Here is an 18,365-nt window from a genome sequence, read left to right as displayed (position 1 = left end):
GCTCGGCTGCGCAGCAGTCGTTGTTTTCGGGATGGCTTTGCGTCCAGCGGGAGCAAGCTCCCTCGCCACAGGATTTGCGTCAGTTACAGCTTTTCCAGCACCTCGATCACTTCGCCAAACCCCGGTCGCGCCAGCACATCCGCCTGACAGCAACGCTGTTCCAGCGCTTGCAGACGCTCGCGCCGCTCATCGCTCAACCCCGAGTCGATGCGCGCCAGCAATTCCCCAAGCAGAATCCCGAACGCCCGCACTTCGATGCGTTGCAGCGCCCGTGTTTCCGGGTTGTCGGTGGTGGCATGGAACGACGCCGCGCCGAAATCCCCCAGCAGGCAATCGCCCTGATCGTTCAACAAAATGTTGTGGCCATAGAGGTCACCGTGGGTGATGCCCTGTTGATGCAGGTGTTCGGCCGCTGAAGCGATGCCTCGGGCAATGTTCAACGCCACCTCGGCACTGAACCGGCAATCCTCGCTGTAAACATCCCGCGAGCAACTGGCCAGGCTCGGCAATGCCGCGAGGTTGCGGAAGCTCGGGTCGATCAGTTGCATCACCAGACCTTGTTGGCCGTCAGGATGACCGTGAATGCGGCCCTCGACGCGAATCAGGTTGGGGTGCAGGCCGGCAGTGATGCAGGCGTTCATCTCGTGCAGCGGCGAACCGTCGCTGGTCATCTCGCCTTTGTACAGTTTTACCGCGACCGGCGTGGGCGAGCGGTCGGCGCGTTGCCACAGCGCCCGGGATATCACCCCGGAAGCGCCTTCGCCCAGGCGCTCTTGCAGACGCAGCGCCGACCAGTCGATCAACGGCGTGGCCTCCAGCGCGGCGGCGTCGGCTTCGGTTTCCAGCGGGTTGCCGGCATACGCCAGCCAGGTCAGGCTCGGCAGGGTCAGCAGCCACTGCGGCAGTTCGCGCAGGCGGTTGGCGGCGATGCGGATCAGTTCCAGACGATGACATTGGCGCATCGACACCGGCAGCGCTTGCAGGCGATTGCCGGCCAACAGCAGTTTTTGCAGGTACGGGCGCTCGCCCAGTTCATTCGGCAGGCTTTCGAGGCAGTTGTCGGTCAGGATCAACCAGCGCAACAGCGGCGGCAGTGCAGCGCCCGCCACGTGGCTGATGCGGTTGGCCTTGAAACCGATCATGGTCAGCGCCGCGCATTGACCGACGCAGGCCGGCACCTCGGTGAAGCGGTTGTCCGAGCAGAACAGAATGCGCATTCTGGTCAGCCGATGCAGATCGTCAGGCAGGCTGCTCAAGGCGTTGCCGCTGAGGTTGAGCACCTCCAGCGTATCGGCCAGCTCGAAAATTTCCCGGGGGAACTCGGTCAGTCCGCAAGACAGATCTAGCCGGGTAATGCCCGACAACTCGCCGGCGCGCAATTGAGCAAGGGTGTGCATGGAGTGGGTCACTGTCCAGGAAGAGAAGCGCCAAGCGCTCGGAATGGGCGACATGATAACGGCAAAGCCGGGGTTTGGCCTGACCTGAACCTGAAGAACGCCCTGATCCCGGTAGGATCTGTGCAGGTCAGTGCACTTCCTGCAATTGTCCCAAACGGCTGCGGGTGCGGGCCAGGTCGATGGCGTTGCCGCCGAGGGCCTCGCGCAGCGGCAAGCGGCTGAGCAGGGTCAGGTGTTTGTCCTGGTCGTAGAGCACGTCGATCAGGTTGATGAAGCGTTGTTGCGCGGCCATCGAGCACTCGTCCAGTTCCGGCAGATCGTCGATGATCCACTGGTCGAAGCGCCGGCACAGCTCCAGATAGTCCATCACCGCTGTCGGTTGCTCGCACACATCGTTGAACGTGAAAGCGACCCGACGCCCCTCACACAGGCGCGCCTGGACGTGTCGGCTGCCCACGGGCAAGGCAATGGCGGGCACCTCCTCGGGCGGCAGGTTCAGGCTCTGGCGCTGAGTCGGTGTGGCCGGCCACACATAGTGGCCCTGGGTGAACAGCTGATGCGCGTGGTTGCTCGGGTGACTGCGGTAATCGTGCGGGCCGCCGACTTCCATCACTTGCATCCGTGCATTGATCAGATCGATCACCGGTTTGAACCGGGCGTGATACAGCGGATTGGGCAGCAGGCCTTCCGGCGGATAATTGGAGGTCACCAGCAACAGGATGCCGCGCTGGAACAAGGCCTTGAACAGGCGGGTGATGAGCATCGCATCGCCGATGTCATGCACATGAAACTCGTCGAAACACAGGACCCGGCAATCGTCCAACAGCTCGTCGAGGGTCACGCCGAGGGCGTCGTCGTGTTGACGATGGTTGAACATGCCCTGATGCAGCCGGGCAAAGAATTCATGGAAATGCACGCGCTGTTTTTGCGCGGTCGGCAGCGCCTGGAAAAAACCGTCCAGCAACCAGCTCTTGCCGCGTCCGACTGCGCCATGCAGGTACAGGCTCGGCGGTGTTTGCGGGTTGGCGCCGAACAACAGGCTGGCCTGCTGCGCCATGCAATCGATGACTCGCTGTTGGCTGTGGCTGAGGGTGTACCCCTGGCCCAGGGCCTTGTGCCGGAAGTAATCGCGAATCGACTGGGCATTGGCGTCATGCCCGGCATTGGCTGGCCGGCCCTTGGCGAACCAGCGGCGCAACGCCGACCAGCGCAGGGTCAGTGGCGATCGTTTGGGCGCTCGAGAGGGCACTGTGCAGTCACTCCGTATTCATCGAACCGGCGCCCGGGAGCGCGGCGCCGTAGTGTAACCAGAGCTCGCGGCAACCTGCCATCGCGGCTCGTCGACAGTGGGCGATCACGGAACAAAACCGTGCGGGCCGTCCAGTTATTTTCAGCGATGTCTTTCGCTTTGTTGCCAATCTTTCGAAACATATCCCGGCAAATCAATGGATCCAATCGACTGGCAGATTCGTCGACCGTTGCTAACCTGAAACACAATAACGTCATCTAAGTGTTCGCTCACAAGGAATGGGCCAGTGATTGCACGTGTGGTGGTGGGCCTGCTCGGGTTACTGGCCAGCGCGGTGTTCGCGGCGGATCTTCAGGTTGAAGTCCGCGTTGACGTGCAGCGCGGTTGCCAACTGGTCGGCCAGCAGCGTGAGGCCGGCATCGAACAACTGGGCGTGCTGGATTTCGGCAGCACCGCGCGTCTCGACGATCCGGCCGGGCCACTGGGCGCGGCGTTGACCAATCAACGCTTGCCGCGCCTGGAATGCAACCCCGACACGCCGTATCAATTGCGTGTCGACGGCGGCCTGCACGGTGGCGTCGGTGAGGTTCGCTACCTGGCGGGAGCGGCTGGCAGTAAACCGATTCCGTATCGCCTGTATCAGGATGCGGCGCGGCGGGTGCCACTGGTAGTGGACGTGCCGGTCAGTGGCCGGGTGCCGGACACCGGCACCGTGGAACTGCCGCTGTACGCGCGGATCGAGCGTCTGGCGCAGGTGCCGCAGGTCAGTCGGTATTCGGATCTGCTGAAGGTCACCGTGACCTGGTGAGTGCAGGGTTTCAGGCAATCCGCTGGAGGCGGGTTGCGCAGGGAAGGGGCGTTCAATGATGAACGCAAGGTAAGCAGGCATCCTGAAGGAGTAGGGACGGGCGCAATGACAGGCAAGCACTGGATGGTCATCGCCACAGGTACGCTGCTGTTGCTCGCTGACGACGCACGGGCGGTGGTCAGTGGGCAGATACAGGCGCGGCTGATCCTGATGGCCGGCTGCGAAGTCACCAACAGTGCAACCCCCGCGATCCCGGTGAGCAACCTGGGTACGCTCGATTTCGGTCAGCAGGGGCCGACCTGGAACGCGCCGATCAAGGCCGCACTCGACGGTGACAGCAGCGGCAAACTGAATGTCGCCTGCAATCCTTCGGTCACCGGGTTTACCGTCACCATTGACGGCGGCACCCACGGTGACGGCACCACCCGCCGCCTGAGCAACGGGCGCCAGACCCTGCCTTATCAGCTGTTCCTGGATGCCTCCGGGAGCCAGCGCTACAGCATCGGCCAACAACACAATTTCGCTGTCACCAGCGGTGCGCAGATACCCATTCCGGTATTTGGCTCGGTGGTGGCGAATACCCGCGCGGTACCGGCAGGTGTCTATACCGACACGCTGACGGTGACGCTCGACTGGTAACCCCGTAGAGGACGGACACCATGCGCAAGTTTGCATCAAGGATAGGTTTGTCGTTGCTCGGCCTGACGCTGGTTTCCAGTGCCCACGCCGCCACCACTGTCACCGGCCAGATCACCGCCAGCCTGACCCTGATCAGCAGCTGTCAGGTCAACGGCGCCGGCGGCTCCACCGGGCTGAACTTCGGTGCGCTGAACTTCGGCACCGCCAACAGCCTGTTTACCACCGCCAGCGGCCAGGTGCTGGGCGGCGGTGGCGGGGCGCTGTCGATTCTCTGCTCCAGTGGTACGACACCGGTGGTCAAGGTGCGCGCGGGTGCCCACGACGGGCAATCGCCAGGCGGCGCGCGCGCGTTGTACGACGGTGTCGCCAACTACGTGCCGTACGATTTCTACACCGATGCCGGCCACTCGCAGCTGCTGCCGATTGACGGCACGATCAACCTGGCGACCAGCACCGGCGTGGCGCAGACGGTGAACATCTACGGTCAGGCAGTGGGCAAGGCCGGGCTGCCGGCGGGGACGTACACCGACACCGTCGCTGTCGAACTGACGTTCTGATGCCATGCGCCGCCAAGGCTGCGCCGCGCTGCTCCTGCTCTGTGCGGGCAGTGTGCCGCTGCCGCTGGGGGCGGCGACCAGCCAGAGCTTTCAGGTCAGCGCCACCATCACCCCGGGGTGCCTGGTGGTGGGCGGAGTGTCGAATTACGGCGGGCTGAATTTCGGTTCCAGTTCGGCGCTGGCCACCGGCACGGTGCAAGTGGCGTTGACCGGCGGCGTGCAGTTGCAATGCACACCGGGGGTGGCACTGAACATGACGGTCGATGGCGGCCAGTACAACAGCAGCGGCCGCCATATGCAGATCAACAGCGGCAGCGCGCGTGTGGCTTATGCGCTGTTCCGCGATGCGGCTTACAGCCAGAGCCTGGGCATCGGCCAGAGCGTGGCGGTGGCCTATAGCGATGCAAACAACATCAGCCTGCCGATTTACGGCCGGGTGCAATTGCCGGGCAATCAGTCTGGGGGTACGTACAGCGACGTGTTGCAGGTGCAGCTGTCGTGGTAAGGCGACGTTTGAATGGCCGACAAGGAGCAGGTTCATGGGGGCAGTTACGTCACGGCATTCGTGGTTGCAGTACGCAATGCTGGCACTGGTCATGCTCGGGGCCGGCCCTGCGCAGGCCGCCAGTTCGGTGCTGATCTGGCCGATCGATCCGGTGCTGGAGGCCGATCAACAAGCCAGTGCGTTGTGGCTGGAAAATCGCGGCACGGAAACCGCCAATCTGCAGATCCGAGTGTTCGGCTGGAGCCAGAGCGGCTTTGCAGAGCAATACCAGAACCAGCGCGAGGTGATCGGCAGCCCGCCGGTGGCGAAGATCGAGCCGGGTCAGAAACAACTGGTGCGTCTGACTCGAACTAAGGACGTGCCGCCGGGGCAGGAGCTGGCTTACCGGATCATCATCGACGAAATCCCTGCCGCCCAGCCGCCGGCTGCCGAGGGCGGCAAAACCGCCGCAGCGATTCGCTTCCAGATGCGTTATTCGGTGCCGCTCTTTGCCTACGGCGCGGGGCTGTGGAGCAAGGAAGACAGCACCCGTGCGCGTGATCCCAAAGGTATCGGTGTGCCGCAATTGAGCTGGCGCACGGTGGCGGTGGACGGTCGGCCGTATGTCGAAGTGCGCAACCAGGGCGCGGTGCATGCGCGGCTGACTGACGTAATGATCAAACAGGGCGGGCAGAGCAGACCACTGGCCGAGGGCCTGCTGGGTTACGTGCTGCCGGGCGCGGTGATGCGCTGGCCGGCACCGGGACCTTTGGCGAGCGAGTCGGCGCTGCATGTGCGGGTCAATGGCGGGGCGCAGATGCAGAGTATTGCGCCGGGACGGTGAACCAAGACCCTGTGTTGAGTGGATGACTGTGGCGAGGGAGCTTGCTCCCGCTGGGTTGCGAAGCAGCCCCAAGCCCTGTCAGGCAGTCCGCATAAACAGTTCCAACAACGGTTGCACCGCCGAGCGGGAGCAAGCTCCCTCGCCACAATGATTGCATTGTGTCGTCAATAAACCAGAGAAAGATAACTGGCTCAGGCAAGAGTGGCATCAGGAGGATCAGGTCCATTGACGGACGTAAAGCGTGTATGAGCCCAGGATGGGCTCGTCGTATTCAGCGTCCGTTGTGGCTCATGACCGGCGCGTGGTGCCTGATGTTCGTGCAACCATCCGGGGCCGGAGAACTGCCGCCGCCGCCCAGCGGCATGGAGGCTGTGAGTGATGCACAGTTGTTTCTGGAACTGGTGGTCAATCAGATGAACACCGGGCGGGTGGTGGCGGTGCAGCAGCGCGACGGGCATCTGTTCCTGCCGGCCAGCGTCTTGACTGAAACCGGGATGACGCTGCCGGGCAGTACCGGTGCGGAAGTCGACCTCGACGGCCTGCCGGGGCTGCACAGCGAGTACGACAGCGTCGGCCAGCGCCTGCTGCTGGAGGTGCCGCCGCAGTGGCTGCCGGACCAGTTCATCGGCAACCGCGAGAACTATCCGCGCACCCCGGCGCTGAGCAGTTTCGGCGCACTGTTCAACTACGACCTGTACCTCAACGACACCGACGACGCCGGCACTTATCTGGCGGCCTGGAACGAAGTGCGGCTGTTTGACAGCTGGGGCACGCTTTCCAACACCGGACAGTACCGGCGCACCCTGTCAGGCGATTCGGTCAGTACGCTCGACAACGGCTACCTGCGCTACGACACCACCTGGCGTTACTCAGATGACGAACGCATGCTCACCTACGAGGGTGGCGACGTGATCAGCGGCGCGTTGCCCTGGAGCAACTCGGTGCGTCTGGGCGGCGTGCAGCTCTCGCGGGATTTTGCCGTGCGCCCGGACCTGGTGACCTATCCGTTGCCGCAGTTTGCCGGTGAAGCGGCAGTGCCATCATCGGTGGATCTGTTCATCAACGGCTACAAGTCCAGCAGCGCCGACCTGCAACCGGGGCCATACACCTTGACCAACATTCCGTTCATCAACGGGGCAGGGGAGGCAGTGGTGGTGACCACCGATGCGCTGGGGCGGCAGGTGTCGACCACGGTGCCGTTCTATGTCACCAGCAGTCTGCTGCAAAAAGGCCTGAGCGATTTTTCCGTGGCGGCCGGTACGTTGCGCCGCGATTACGGTTTGAAGGATTTCAGCTACGGCACCGGGGTCACCTCCGGCAGCCTGCGTTACGGCGTCAGTGACAGCTTCACCCTGGAAAGCCACGCCGAAGCGGCGGACTCGTTGACCCTCGGCGGGATTGGCGGCAACCTGCGCCTGGGCAACTTCGGCGTGCTCAACAGCGCCATCAGTCAGAGCCGCTTCGAGGGTGACGGTGGCGACCAGTTGAGCCTCGGTTATCAGTACAGCAGTCAGCGCTACAGCTTTTCCTATCAACGCCTGCAACGCCGCGACCAGTACGCCGACCTGAGCGTGGTCGACACCCCCTACGTCAGCCTCAGCCGCCGCAGCGAGCAGGCGACCCTGAGCGTCAACCTCGACCGCTGGGGCAGCCTCGGTGTCGGCTATTTCGACGTGCGCGCCGCGGACGATTCGCGCACGCGCCTGCTCAACCTGAGCTGGAGCAAACCGCTGTGGCGCAACAGCAGTTTTTATCTGTCGGCCAACCGCGAGATCGGCGACAGCAACTGGGCGGTGCAGGCGCAACTGGTGATCCCGTTCGATCTGCGCGGCAGCCTGGCGCTCAGCAGTGAACGCAGCAAGAGCGGGCAGAGTCAGCAGCGGGTCAATTACAGCCGCTCGGTGCCGACCGAGGGCGGCGTCGGTTTCAATCTGGGTTACGCCAAGGGGGATGGTCCTGATTATCGTCAGGCCGACGTGACCTGGCGCCTGCAATCAGTGCAATTGCAGGCCGGGGTCTACGGCACGTCCGACGCCGAAACGCGCTGGGCCGATGCCAGTGGCTCGCTGGTGTGGATGGATCGCCAGGTGTTCGCCGCCAATCGTATCGATGATGCGTTTGTGGTGGTCAGCACCGATGGTTTCGCCGACATTCCGGTGCGCTACGAAAACCAGCAGGTCGGTCAGACCGACAAGAACGGCCACCTGCTGGTGCCGTGGAGCAGCGCTTACTATCGCGGCAAATACGAAATCGATCCGTTGAATCTGCCGGCCAACGTACGCAGCCCCAACGTCGAGCAGCGCGTTGCCGTGCGCCGGGGCAGCGGTTATTTGCTGGAGTTTCCCCTGACCCGGGTGATCGCCGCGAGCATTGTGCTGGTGGACGCACAACAGCGCGAGCTGCCGCTGGGCGCCGGTGTGCTGCACGAGCAGAGTGGCGCGCGCACGGTGGTGGGTTGGGATGGCCTGGTCTATCTGGAAAACCTGCAGGCGCAGAATTCATTAGAGGTGTCGCTGGCAGACGGCAAGACCTGCAAGGCGCAGTTCAGTGTAGATATGCAGCAAAGCCAGGTGCCGTTGATCGGCCCGTTGGTGTGTCAGTGATCGCGGCCCGGATCTGCCTGTGCCTGGCGTTGCTGTTGCCGGGTGCGGCGCAGGCCTTGTGCTCGGTGGTCAGCACCACGCCGGCGGCGTTCGGCTCGCTCAGTTCGATTGCCGTGCGCACCACGACCCAGCCCAGTTCCACGCTGAATGCCGGGTTGAGCTGCACCGGCTCGCTATTGTCCCTGCTGACCAGCAACGACCACTTCTACGCCACCATCTCCTCGACGCAGAGCGGGCTGCTCGGACCGACCGGCGACGTCATCGGCTACACGATCTACGCCAACAACAGCACCAGCTACCCGGTCACCCGTGGCACGGCTTTCGACTTCGCCCGCAACGGCATCATCGACGCCTTGGGGCTACTCAACGGCACCACGCCGAAAACCGTGCCGCTGTACCTGGGCACGACCATTGGCAGTAACGTCGCCGCCGGGGTCTATACGGAAACCCTGAGTATTTTCTGGAACTGGAATTACTGCTCCGGGCTCGGTGTCGGCAGCATCTGCCTCGGGCGCGATATCAACAGCGGTACCGCGACGCTGACGGTGAACCTGACCGTGTCCAACGATTGCACGATTACTGCGCCGAACATCGCCTTCGGCAGCGCGCCGGTGATCAGCGCGTTTACCCCGGTGACCGGGCAGACGATCAATCTGGCCTGCACCAAGGGCAGCGCCTACACCGTCGGCTTGAGCGACGGACAGAACCCGGTGAGTGTCGGCGGCCGGCGGCGGATGATTTCCGGGAGCAATTACCTGGCCTACGACATTTTCAAAAGCGCCGGCACCACCCGGTGGGGCAGCGTGGGCAGTGCGCGCCGGTCCAGCACGGATGCCGAGGTCAATCCGGGGAATGGGCTGGGCACCGGGAGCCAGATCTTCAATTACAACGCGAAGATCTACACCGACCAGACCACGCCGCCGGCGGGGACGTATCTGGATAATGTGGTGCTCGACGTGGGGTTCTGAATTTACACGGGCCTTGTAGGAGTGAGCCTGCTCACGATAGCGGTGTATCAGTCCGATCTGATGTAACTGACCGAAAGCTATCGCGAGCAGGCTCACTCCTACAGGGAATGGTGGGGTTTTCAGAATGGCATTGATTGCTTCAGTTGCTGCGCCGCCGGCGAGTCAGTCGGGCTGACCATCGCATAGTTGTACCCGCCACCGGACCAGTAATCGGCCTGCAAATCACCATCGCTGCGACTGCCCCGTGGCAGGAAGGTGTTCTTCGGCCCCGGTGGGCGCACGTAGAAACTGACCTTGTGGCCGCTGCGATCCTCGTACATCACCATCGCCGCCGGGCCTTCGTCGGTGCTCAGCAGGCGACCGCTGACCGGTTCGAACCCGGCGGACCTCAGGTCCGGCAAACGACTGGCCTGAGTGAAGTAACGGTCGAGCCAGCGCTGCATGTCTCCGTCAGTGTCGACTTTGTAGTCCGCCGGCAAAATCCCTTGCTGGGCAATCAGCCGATAGGCCTGCAAGGCATCGGTCATCGGTAGCACGGAGGCACGCACCAGCGTCATTTCCCGTGCCTGCCAGCCACTGAAACCGCCGATGCCGACGGCGATCAGCAACACCGCCGCGCTGGCCAGGTGCCGCCGCGACTGACGCTTGAGGCGCTGGCGAATCAGTGCCGGATCGAGCGCCGGATTGGCCGGTTGCTGCAAGGCACCGCCCAGCGCCGCCCGCAATTGCTGGGCGTCCTGTTGCCAGGCGCGCACCTGCGCGGCGGCTTCCGGGTGGTTGGCCAGCCAGGCGTCGAGGACGCGCCGGTCGGCCGCGCTGAGTTGGTGATCGACGTACGCGTGCAGGTCGCGCTCGCTGGGGGGCATGCTGATCATTTGAGTATCCGCAAAGAAGGGCTGCTGATTTCGCCGTCGCTCAGTTGGCGCAACGCCTGGCGCGCGCGGGACAGACGTGACATCACGGTGCCGGTGGGCACGTTGAGGATGTCGGCGACTTCCTGGTAGCTCAGGCCTTCCACCGAGACCATCAGCAACAGGGCGCGCTGCTCGGTGGGCAGATGATCGAAGGCTTGCAGGGTCGATTGAGCGATCACCGTGCGCTCGGCCGACGGCTCGGCGTCATCGCGACCGGTGAAGAATTCGAGCATTCGCGCATAACGACGGGAGCGCCGATGGGCGTCGAGAAACTGCCGATAGAGTATCGAAAACAGCCACGCGCGCACGTCGCCCTCGGCGCGTTTACTGCCCCAGGCGGACAGAGCCCGCTCGAGGCTGGCCTGCACCAGATCGTCGGCGCTGCTGCTGTTGCGGGTCAGCGACAGGGCAAAGCGGCGCAATCTGGGAATGATTTCTTTCAACTGTTCGTCGAATTCGCTCATGAATTTCTGCTAGTCACTACGCTGTGGACTAGGGAGACGTCTGCCGTTCGAGGTTATTCCACGTTCGGAAAAATAAATACCGGGTCATGGAATAAATCCCGTTGGGGTGCGTCTTGCTGATTCTTCCTACTTGTGGCCGATGGCCCTGGAGTTATTCATGGTTGATCGCACTTCACCGCCGGGTAGGCCGCCGCGTCCGCCCTTGAGTGCCGCGAGCACAGTGCTGCGCCTGACGGCCATTGCCGTGGTAGTTGGCGCAGTGGCCGGGGCGTTTGCCTACGTGCACGGTAATCTTGACCCACAACGTCTGACGCCCAAGGCGCTGGTCGATGTGCTGGAGAAAAACAACGGCTTGCACCCCGGGTTTCGTCGCAATCACGCCAAGGGCGTATGCGTGATCGGGCATTTCGAGAGCAGCGGCGAGGCGCGGGCGTTTTCTTCCGCGCAGGTGTTCAACGAGGCGCAGACCCCGGTGGTCGGGCGTTTCGCTTTGCCGGCCGGCAACCCATACGCGCCGGACAGCAGCGTGCCGATCCGCAGTCTGGCGCTGCGGTTCACTCAGGCCAACGGTCAGCAATGGCGCACCGGGATGAACAGCATGCCGGTGTTCCCGGTCGGCACCCCGCAGGCGTTCTACCAATTGCAACAGGCGCAGTCGCCGGACCCGGCCACGGGTAAACCGGACCCGTCGAAAGTCCCGGCGTTCTTCGCCGCGCACCCGGAAGCCGTGCCGTTCCTGACCTGGGTGAAGACCGCCAAACCGTCGGCCAGCTACGCCACCGAAACCTACAACAGCGTGAATGCGTTCTATCTGGTCAACGCCAGTGGCCAGAAACAGGCGGTGCGCTGGAGTGTGACGCCACTGGCGCGTGATGCCGCCGGTGCCACGGCGCCGGAGGGCGCGGATTTTCTGGAGAAGGACCTGGTGCAGCGGCTGGCCGAAGGACCGTTGCGCTGGCAGTTGAACATCACCCTGGCCAATCCCGGTGATCCGGTGAACGACGCCAGCAAAAGCTGGCCCGAGGGACGCAAGGTGATTAACGCCGGCACGCTGGTGCTGGAGAAGACTCAGCCGCAGCTCAGCGGCGAATGCCGTGACATCAATTACGATCCGCTGGTGCTGCCCGCCGGCATCGAAGGCTCCGACGACCCATTGCTCGCCGCACGTTCTGCCGGTTACGCCGATTCCTACCTGCGACGCACCAGTGAGGTCAGCCAATTGCCCGCCGCCCGACAGGAGGCTCGCCCATGAGCACGCAACCGACTCATTTCGCGCTGTTGGCGCGGCTGCTGCACTGGCTGATGGCGCTGATGATCATCGCCATGTTGTTCATTGGCGCCGGCATGGTCACTTCGGTTTCGCAACGGCATGAATGGCTGATTCATCTGCACAAACCGCTGGGTATCGCGATTCTGTTGCTGGTGGTGGTGCGCCTGTTGGTGCGGTTTTCCACCCGACAGCCGCCGCTGCCAGCCGATCTGCCGGGCTGGCAGGTGATGGCAGCCAAGGCGTCGCATGTGTTGTTGTACGCCTTGATGCTGGTGCTGCCGCTACTCGGTTGGGCGATGATCAGTGCGTCGGGCGAGCCGGTGATGCTCAGCGCTACGTTGCAGTTACCGTCGATCTTGCCGGCCGATGCGCAGCTGTTTGCCGTGCTGCGCAAGGCGCATGGTTATCTGGCGTATCTGTTGTTCCTGACGGTGCTGTTGCACCTCGCGGCGGCGTTGTTCCACGGTTGGGTACGTCGCGATGAGGTGCTCGACAGCATGCTGCGCGGTCGGGATCGCGGCTAGTCTGCCTGGGTGGCGCATCGCTGGATGCGCCACTTTCCAAGGCAGCCACCCGTCGCCCGGCGGGGCAGGGATCAGCGCAGGGTATCGACCATGTCGGCGATGGTGGTCAGCACGTCTTTGCCCAACTGTTTGGAGCGCTTGCCTGACCAGCCTGTTTCTTTGTCGGGATGGTCGTCGTGGTCCTTGAACGGCATTTCCAGGGTCAGCGACAGGCAGTCGTATTTCTGACCGACAGCGTTGCAGGCCAGGGTCATGTTGGCCTGACCGGGTTCGTCGCGGGTGTAGCCGTATTTGGTCTGGAAGTCTTTGGTGGTGTGCTTGAGATGCGTGCGGAAATGCTCTTCGAGCTTCTCGATGCGCGGCGTGTACCCCGGGTTGCCTTCGCAACCGGCGGTGAATACGTGGGGGATTTCCTCGTCACCGTGTACGTCGAGGAACAGATCGACGCCGTACTTTTCCATCTGCTGCTGTACGAAAAGTACTTCAGGGCTGACTTCCTGACTGGCGCTCTGCCAGGCACGGTTCAAGTCCTGGCCCATGGCGTTGGTGCGCAGGTGACCGTGGAAGGCGCCGTCCGGGTTCATGTTCGGCACCAGATACAGGTCGGCGCTGGCGAGCAGTTTGTTCAGCACCGGGTCTTCGTGGCGTTCCAGACGCTCGATCACGCCTTCCATGAACCATTCGGCCATGTGTTCGCCGGGGTGCTGCTGGGCGATGATCCAGACTTTGCGCTGGCCTTCGGCGCCGCTGCCCTTGCGCAGCAGTTGAATGTCTCGCCCCTCGACGCTCTTGCCGGTGGCCAGCAGTTCGGTGCCGGCTTTGGTCAGCGCCTGCTCGATCAGCCAGTCATGACGACCGCGGCTGTAGGGTTCGAAGTAGGCGAACCAGGCGTGGGTCTGCTCGGCTTCGAGGCAAAAGCGCAGGCTGTCGCCTTCGAAACTGGTAGGAATACGGAACCAGTTGACGTGGTCGTAGGAGGCTACCGCCTGATAGCCGGTCCAGGCCTTGTTATAGGAGGACTGGCTAGCGTTGACCAGGCGAAACCAGTGTTCCTGATGAACATGCAGGCCGCTGGCCTTGAAGTGGAACCACTGGAAATGGGCGCTGCGGGTGTCCGGGCGAATGGCCAGAACCGGGTTGAGCGGATTGGAGATGTCGATGACTTGAATGTTGCCGCTGTCGAAATTGGCGCTGATGTCGAACGAAGATTTGGCCACGGTCATAATCGCTTCCTGAATATGATTTTTATGGCGGCTACTTTACACGCAAGACAGCGCTGAAACCGAGGGAAATTGCGGCTTGCGCTGGGGGGCGTCTTCCATGACGCGCAAGCAGCTTAGAGACTGTGCAATTGATTCTCAAGTGCTAATTGCCATAAGTTTGCCCCAATGCGGCCGGGCTTCGCTTGCCAAGCGATATTCTTTTGATATTATCCGCGCCATCGAATTTGCAGCACCCAAAGACTTCATTAGCCTGAAGACATAAGCCCGAAAAACGGGCAAAAAAAGACCCGGCAAAAATGCCGGGTCAAAAACCGTGATTAGCCTGATGAGGAGATAGTCCAGAAGACCGACCTAAGGTCTCTGGTCCATCGACTGATCTCGCGACCAGCTGCTTGCAATAATAATCATTATCATTTGCAAGTCAAATGTTTTTATCTGCGCGATGGGGAAAATCTTTCCTGTCCGTCTGTTGCCCGTACGCGTCAGAGCTGTTCGCCATCGATTGAATGGTCGACCATCGCCCGCGCCATATCCACCATATGCACCACCGAAAAGGCCAGGTCGCGGCTCGCGCCTTGCAGGTTTTCGGCTGCTTTGAACGCGGTCGCCGCTGCACAGCGCAGCAGATCGGACGCGTGCACCAGGGCTTCTTCGCCACTGAGATGGCGTTTCACATCGAAAAAACGCTCTTCGACGTCGGCTTCTGACACAGCTGGTTTCAAGTAATAGTCCAGTGCCCGCTGCGCTGCCGCGTTGCCTTGCGGGGAGGTGAACGTGGTGTCCATGTGCAGATCGGGCAAGTCTTTGCTGCTGATATTCATGGTGAAGGGTCACTCCTTGTTCGATTGAAAGTCCGTGCTTTCAGGATAGTACGATGCGTAGTTGTGACCAGAATTTAAATACTACAATATGTGTTTTGCCGGCCGAAGGCGTCGACGTAAGGTGCCCCACATGGATAAATGGATTGAGTTGGTCAAGGCCAAGATGAGTGAACTCAAAGTCACTCAAACAGAGCTCGGAGAGCGCGTCGGCATGTCCCAGGGCGGCATCGGCCATTGGCTGAACAAACGTCGCGAGCCGGGCATTACCCAAATGAACCGCGTGCTGCAGGCACTGGGCATGGACTTCCTGGAAGTGGTGCTGGTGATCCGCGAACCGCAGGAGTCCGCGGATAACGAGATGCCACTGGCGCAGAAGTACAACCCGTACTTCCGTTACCCGGTCAGTGACTGGCGCACGTCATGCGAAACGCGCGAGAGCGCAACCACAACGTATGCCCCGACGAAGGACAAGCAGCGCTTCGAACTGACGGATTATCACGCCCGTGGTGCGGCGTTCTGGCTGACGGTGGCGGGGGATTCGATGACCGCCCCCACCGGTCAGAGCATTGCCGAAGGCATGCTGATCCTGGTGGATCCGGAAGTGGAAGCGGTGCCGGGCAAACTGGTGATCGCCCAGTGGCAGGACAGCGAAGAGGCGATATTCCGCAAACTGGACGAAGAGGGCGGCCAGCGTTACCTGGTACCGCTCAATCCAACCTGGCCGAAGGCCCTGTTCACCGACGAATGTCGAATCATCGGTGTGGTGGTTCAGGCTACGGCGCGTTTCTAGTCAGATCGATCCTCGCCAGGCGTAGGATCGATCCCCTCACTTACACGGCTTCCAGTTCAATCAAGGCGCTGCCTTCACCGACCATTTCGCCTTCCTGGCAATACAGCGCCTTGATCACCCCCGCGTGGGGCGCGCGGATGCTGTGCTCCATCTTCATCGCCTCCAGCACCACCAGTTGCGCGCCGGCCTCGACCGATTGCCCGGCCTCCACCAACACCCGCACGATGCTGCCGTTCATCGGTGCCGTCAGACCGCCCTGGTGACTGTGGCTGGCGTCAACGGCGCCGATCGGGTCGTAGGGCTCGATGCGGCGCAGCTCGCCATCCCATTGCAGATACAGTGAATCGCCCTGGCGAATGGCGCGCAGGCTTCGGCGCACACCGTCGTGCTCGACCACCAGCGCTTCGCCCGACAGTTTGGCGTTGTCGGCCGTGCTCAGGGTCAGCGCGCGATCCTGGCCTTCGCAGCTCAAGTGCAAGGTGATTTCCGCCGGCAGACCTGCGCGCAAACCACTGCTCGATGCCCACGGCGAGCTCAAGTCATCGGCGCGCACCACGCCCGGCAAACTTTGCGCGAACGCCTGCGCGGCGGCCTGCCAGAACCCGTCGCTCAATTCACCCGGCGCCGGCAACAGTTGTGCCTGATATCGCGGAATAAACCCGGTATCCAGCTCCGCAGCGGCAAAGGCCGGATGCGCGATGATCCGCCGCAGAAAGTTGATGTTGGTCTTCAAACCACCTATCGCGAACTCGTCGAGCATGCTCAACAGGCGCAGGCGCGCCTGCTCGCGATCTTCGCCCCAAGCGATCAGCTTGCCGAGCATCGGGTCGTAGAACGGCGAAATCTCGTCGCCTTCTTCAACCCCGCTGTCCACCCGACGTCCGGGTCCTTCAGCCGATTCGCGATACAAATCCAGACGCCCGGTGGCGGGCAGGAAATCATTCGCCGGGTCTTCGGCATACAGCCGCACTTCAATTGCGTGCCCTTTGAGCGGCACCTGATCCTGGGTGATCGGCAGCGCTTCACCGCGCGCCACACGAATCTGCCACGCCACCAGATCGAGGCCGGTAATTGCCTCGGTCACCGGGTGCTCGACCTGCAGGCGCGTGTTCATTTCCATGAAGAAGAACTCGCCGCGCGCATCCAGCAGGAACTCCACGGTGCCCGCGCCGACATAACCGATCGCCTGCGCCGAACGCACCGCCGCTTCGCCCATGGCGCGGCGCAGTTCCGGCGTCAGGCCCGGCGCCGGCGCCTCTTCGACGACTTTCTGGTGACGGCGCTGGATCGAGCAATCACGTTCGTTGAGGTACAGGCAGTTGCCGTGTTGGTCGGCGAATACCTGGATTTCCACATGGCGTGGCTTGAGCAGGTATTTCTCCACCAGCATCCGCGCATCGCCGAACGACGACTGCGCTTCACGCTGGGCCGAGGCCAGGGCTTCAGCCAGCTGGCTGACGTCCTCGACCACTTTCATGCCTTTGCCACCGCCACCGGCAGTGGCCTTGAGCAGCACCGGATAGCCGATGCGCTCGCACGCGTCACGGAAGGTTTCCAGATCCTGCGCCTCGCCGTGATAGCCCGGCACCAGCGGTACGCCGGCGGTTTCCATCAAGGCCTTGGCCGCCGACTTGCTGCCCATGGCGTCGATGGCCGAAGCGGGTGGGCCGAGAAAAATCAGCCCAGCCTGTTCAATGGCGCGGGCGAAACCGGCGTTTTCCGAAAGAAAGCCATAACCTGGATGAATCGCCTGCGCGCCGCTGGCCTTGGCCGCGGCAATCAGTTTGTCGATTTGCAAATAGCTGTCAGCGGCTTTGCTGCCACCCAGGTCGACGCGGATATCCGCTTCACGGCTGTGCCGCGCCTCGCGGTCGATGGCGCTGTGCACGGCGACGGTGGTCAGGCCCAGGGCCTTGGCGGTACGCATGACCCGGCAAGCGATTTCGCCACGGTTGGCCACCAGCAGGGTGGTGAGAACAGGTGCGCTCATCAACGCGGCTCCTTGGTGGTGGTTGCGGCCTGCCAGTTCGGCGCACGCTTCTGCAGAAAGGCCCGCAGACCTTCCTGGCCTTCCGGACTGACGCGGATGCGCGCGATGGCATTTTCGGTGTAGCGGCGCAGGGCCGGGGTCAGTGCGCCGTTACCGACTTCGCGCAGCAGATCTTTGCTGGCGCGCATCGCGGCGGGGCTGTTGAGCAGCAGGTTGTCGATCCATTGCTCGACGGCTTGATCAAGCTCGGCGGCCGGATAGCTCTCGGACAACAAGCCGATTTCCCGCGCGCGCTGCCCGCCGAAGCGTTCGGCGGTCAACGCGTAGCGACGTGCCGCACGTTCGCCGATGGCCTGCACCACGAATGGACTGATCACCGCCGGCGCCAGGCCGATGCGCACTTCCGACAGACAGAATTGCGCGTCATCGGCGCCAATCGCCATGTCGCAGCAACTGATCAGCCCCAGCGCGCCACCGAACGCCGCACCTTGCACCACGGCCAGGGTCGGGATTTTCAGCTTGGCGAGGTTGTACATCAGCTCCGCCAGTTCGCGGGCGTCGTCGAGGTTGGTGTGGTAATCGAGCTCGGCCGATTGCTGCATCCACGCCAGATCGGCGCCGGCGCTGAAGTGTTTGCCACGCCCGCGCACCAACAGGAACCGCAGGCTGGCGTCGCTGGCGACCTTGTCCAGCGCCAGAATCAGCTCGCGGATCATCTCGGCGTTGAACGCGTTGTTCTTTTCAGCGCGGTTGAGCCACAGGGTGGCGAAACCCCGTGGGTCGTTCTGCAGTTCGAGGGTGTTGAAATCGCTCATGAGAT

At 62.7% G+C, this 18,365-nt stretch carries 18 protein-coding genes; 10 read left to right on the top strand and 8 right to left on the bottom strand.

All coding sequences use genetic code 11. The annotated features are described in order from the left end of the window. Positions 1-83 precede the first annotated feature (83 nt). Together J5M57_RS14430 and zapE are read right to left on the bottom strand one after the other, a co-directional pair. Positions 84-1,397 (bottom strand): leucine-rich repeat-containing protein kinase family protein, encoded by a 1,314-nt coding sequence (locus J5M57_RS14430; protein WP_169840648.1) that lies wholly within the window; start codon positions 1,395-1,397, stop codon positions 84-86. A 127-nt stretch (positions 1,398-1,524) separates the two neighbouring features. Next, on the bottom strand, positions 1,525-2,646 hold the full coding sequence (gene zapE / locus J5M57_RS14425; RefSeq protein WP_169840647.1) for a cell division protein ZapE: 1,122 nt from the start codon (positions 2,644-2,646) through the stop codon (positions 1,525-1,527). 286 nt (positions 2,647-2,932) lie between these two features. On the opposite strand from zapE, the gene J5M57_RS14420 reads away from it, so the two are divergent. The 7 genes from J5M57_RS14420 to J5M57_RS14390 all read left to right on the top strand — a co-directional run bounded on the left by J5M57_RS14420 (position 2,933) and on the right by J5M57_RS14390 (position 9,549). Continuing rightward, entirely contained in the window at positions 2,933-3,454 is a 522-nt protein-coding gene (locus J5M57_RS14420; RefSeq protein ID WP_064586946.1) for a spore coat U domain-containing protein, read from the top strand. A gap of 105 nt (positions 3,455-3,559) precedes the next feature. Continuing rightward, the gene (locus J5M57_RS14415) at positions 3,560-4,093 is read left to right on the top strand and encodes a spore coat U domain-containing protein (protein WP_064586947.1); all 534 of its coding nucleotides are present in this window, start codon (positions 3,560-3,562) and stop codon (positions 4,091-4,093) included. 20 nt (positions 4,094-4,113) lie between these two features. Further along, positions 4,114-4,650 carry a spore coat U domain-containing protein gene (locus J5M57_RS14410; RefSeq protein WP_027614606.1) on the top strand — a complete coding sequence of 179 codons (537 nt, stop codon included), beginning with the start codon at positions 4,114-4,116 and terminating at the stop codon, positions 4,648-4,650. A 4-nt stretch (positions 4,651-4,654) separates the two neighbouring features. Beyond that, positions 4,655-5,155 carry a spore coat U domain-containing protein gene (locus J5M57_RS14405; RefSeq protein WP_207849674.1) on the top strand — a complete coding sequence of 167 codons (501 nt, stop codon included), beginning with the start codon at positions 4,655-4,657 and terminating at the stop codon, positions 5,153-5,155. 34 nt (positions 5,156-5,189) lie between these two features. Further along, complete coding sequence (locus J5M57_RS14400; protein WP_207849673.1) at positions 5,190-5,978, top strand: molecular chaperone; 789 nt, start codon at positions 5,190-5,192, stop codon at positions 5,976-5,978. Positions 5,979-6,223: 245 nt separating this feature from the next. Continuing rightward, positions 6,224-8,581, top strand: a complete 2,358-nt coding sequence (locus J5M57_RS14395; protein WP_169840643.1) for a fimbria/pilus outer membrane usher protein — start codon at positions 6,224-6,226, stop codon at positions 8,579-8,581. Continuing rightward, the gene (locus J5M57_RS14390; RefSeq protein WP_207849672.1) at positions 8,578-9,549 is read left to right on the top strand and encodes a spore coat U domain-containing protein; all 972 of its coding nucleotides are present in this window, start codon (positions 8,578-8,580) and stop codon (positions 9,547-9,549) included. Before J5M57_RS14395 ends, J5M57_RS14390 begins: the two co-directional genes overlap by 4 nt. Positions 9,550-9,668: 119 nt before the next feature. On the opposite strand, the gene J5M57_RS14385 is transcribed toward J5M57_RS14390, so the two are convergent. Together J5M57_RS14385 and J5M57_RS14380 are read right to left on the bottom strand one after the other, a co-directional pair. Then, complete coding sequence (locus J5M57_RS14385) at positions 9,669-10,424, bottom strand: anti-sigma factor (protein WP_169840642.1); 756 nt, start codon at positions 10,422-10,424, stop codon at positions 9,669-9,671. Next, positions 10,421-10,927, bottom strand: coding sequence for a sigma-70 family RNA polymerase sigma factor (locus J5M57_RS14380; protein WP_207849671.1), 507 nt, complete (start codon positions 10,925-10,927; stop codon positions 10,421-10,423). The genes J5M57_RS14385 and J5M57_RS14380 overlap by 4 nt, the downstream gene beginning before the upstream one ends. Before the next feature lie 157 nt (positions 10,928-11,084). Here J5M57_RS14380 and J5M57_RS14375 point away from each other — a divergent pair, with 157 nt between their 5' ends. Next, positions 11,085-12,179, top strand: a complete 1,095-nt coding sequence (locus J5M57_RS14375; protein ID WP_207849670.1) for a catalase family peroxidase — start codon at positions 11,085-11,087, stop codon at positions 12,177-12,179. Further along, entirely contained in the window at positions 12,176-12,721 is a 546-nt protein-coding gene (locus J5M57_RS14370; RefSeq protein ID WP_207849669.1) for a cytochrome b, read from the top strand. Before J5M57_RS14375 ends, J5M57_RS14370 begins: the two co-directional genes overlap by 4 nt. 71 nt (positions 12,722-12,792) lie before the next feature. Here the strand turns inward: J5M57_RS14370 and J5M57_RS14365 are convergent, their stop codons facing one another. Continuing rightward, positions 12,793-13,944 (bottom strand): M14-type cytosolic carboxypeptidase, encoded by a 1,152-nt coding sequence (locus J5M57_RS14365; protein ID WP_207849668.1) that lies wholly within the window; start codon positions 13,942-13,944, stop codon positions 12,793-12,795. A gap of 482 nt (positions 13,945-14,426) precedes the next feature. Beyond that, entirely contained in the window at positions 14,427-14,765 is a 339-nt protein-coding gene (locus J5M57_RS14360) for a DUF3077 domain-containing protein (RefSeq protein ID WP_207849667.1), read from the bottom strand. Positions 14,766-14,895: 130 nt separating this feature from the next. Between J5M57_RS14360 and J5M57_RS14355 the strand changes: the two genes are divergently transcribed. Then, positions 14,896-15,555: a S24 family peptidase gene (locus J5M57_RS14355; protein ID WP_064586958.1), complete on the top strand. Its 660-nt coding sequence runs from the start codon at positions 14,896-14,898 to the stop codon at positions 15,553-15,555. Between the two features lie 40 nt (positions 15,556-15,595). On the opposite strand, the gene J5M57_RS14350 is transcribed toward J5M57_RS14355, so the two are convergent. Both J5M57_RS14350 and J5M57_RS14345 read right to left on the bottom strand, forming a co-directional pair. Then, the gene (locus tag J5M57_RS14350) at positions 15,596-17,545 is read right to left on the bottom strand and encodes an acetyl/propionyl/methylcrotonyl-CoA carboxylase subunit alpha (protein ID WP_207849666.1); all 1,950 of its coding nucleotides are present in this window, start codon (positions 17,543-17,545) and stop codon (positions 15,596-15,598) included. After that, the gene (locus J5M57_RS14345) at positions 17,545-18,360 is read right to left on the bottom strand and encodes a gamma-carboxygeranoyl-CoA hydratase (protein ID WP_064586960.1); all 816 of its coding nucleotides are present in this window, start codon (positions 18,358-18,360) and stop codon (positions 17,545-17,547) included. The genes J5M57_RS14350 and J5M57_RS14345 overlap by 1 nt, the downstream gene beginning before the upstream one ends. Positions 18,361-18,365 lie beyond the last annotated feature (5 nt).

The sequence above is a fragment of the Pseudomonas sp. 86_A genome (assembly GCF_017491705.1).
Lineage (GTDB): Bacteria > Pseudomonadota > Gammaproteobacteria > Pseudomonadales > Pseudomonadaceae > Aquipseudomonas > Aquipseudomonas koreensis.
The sequence above is the reverse complement of the archived record's forward strand: the minus strand, read 5'-3'. Positions and strand labels throughout refer to the sequence as shown.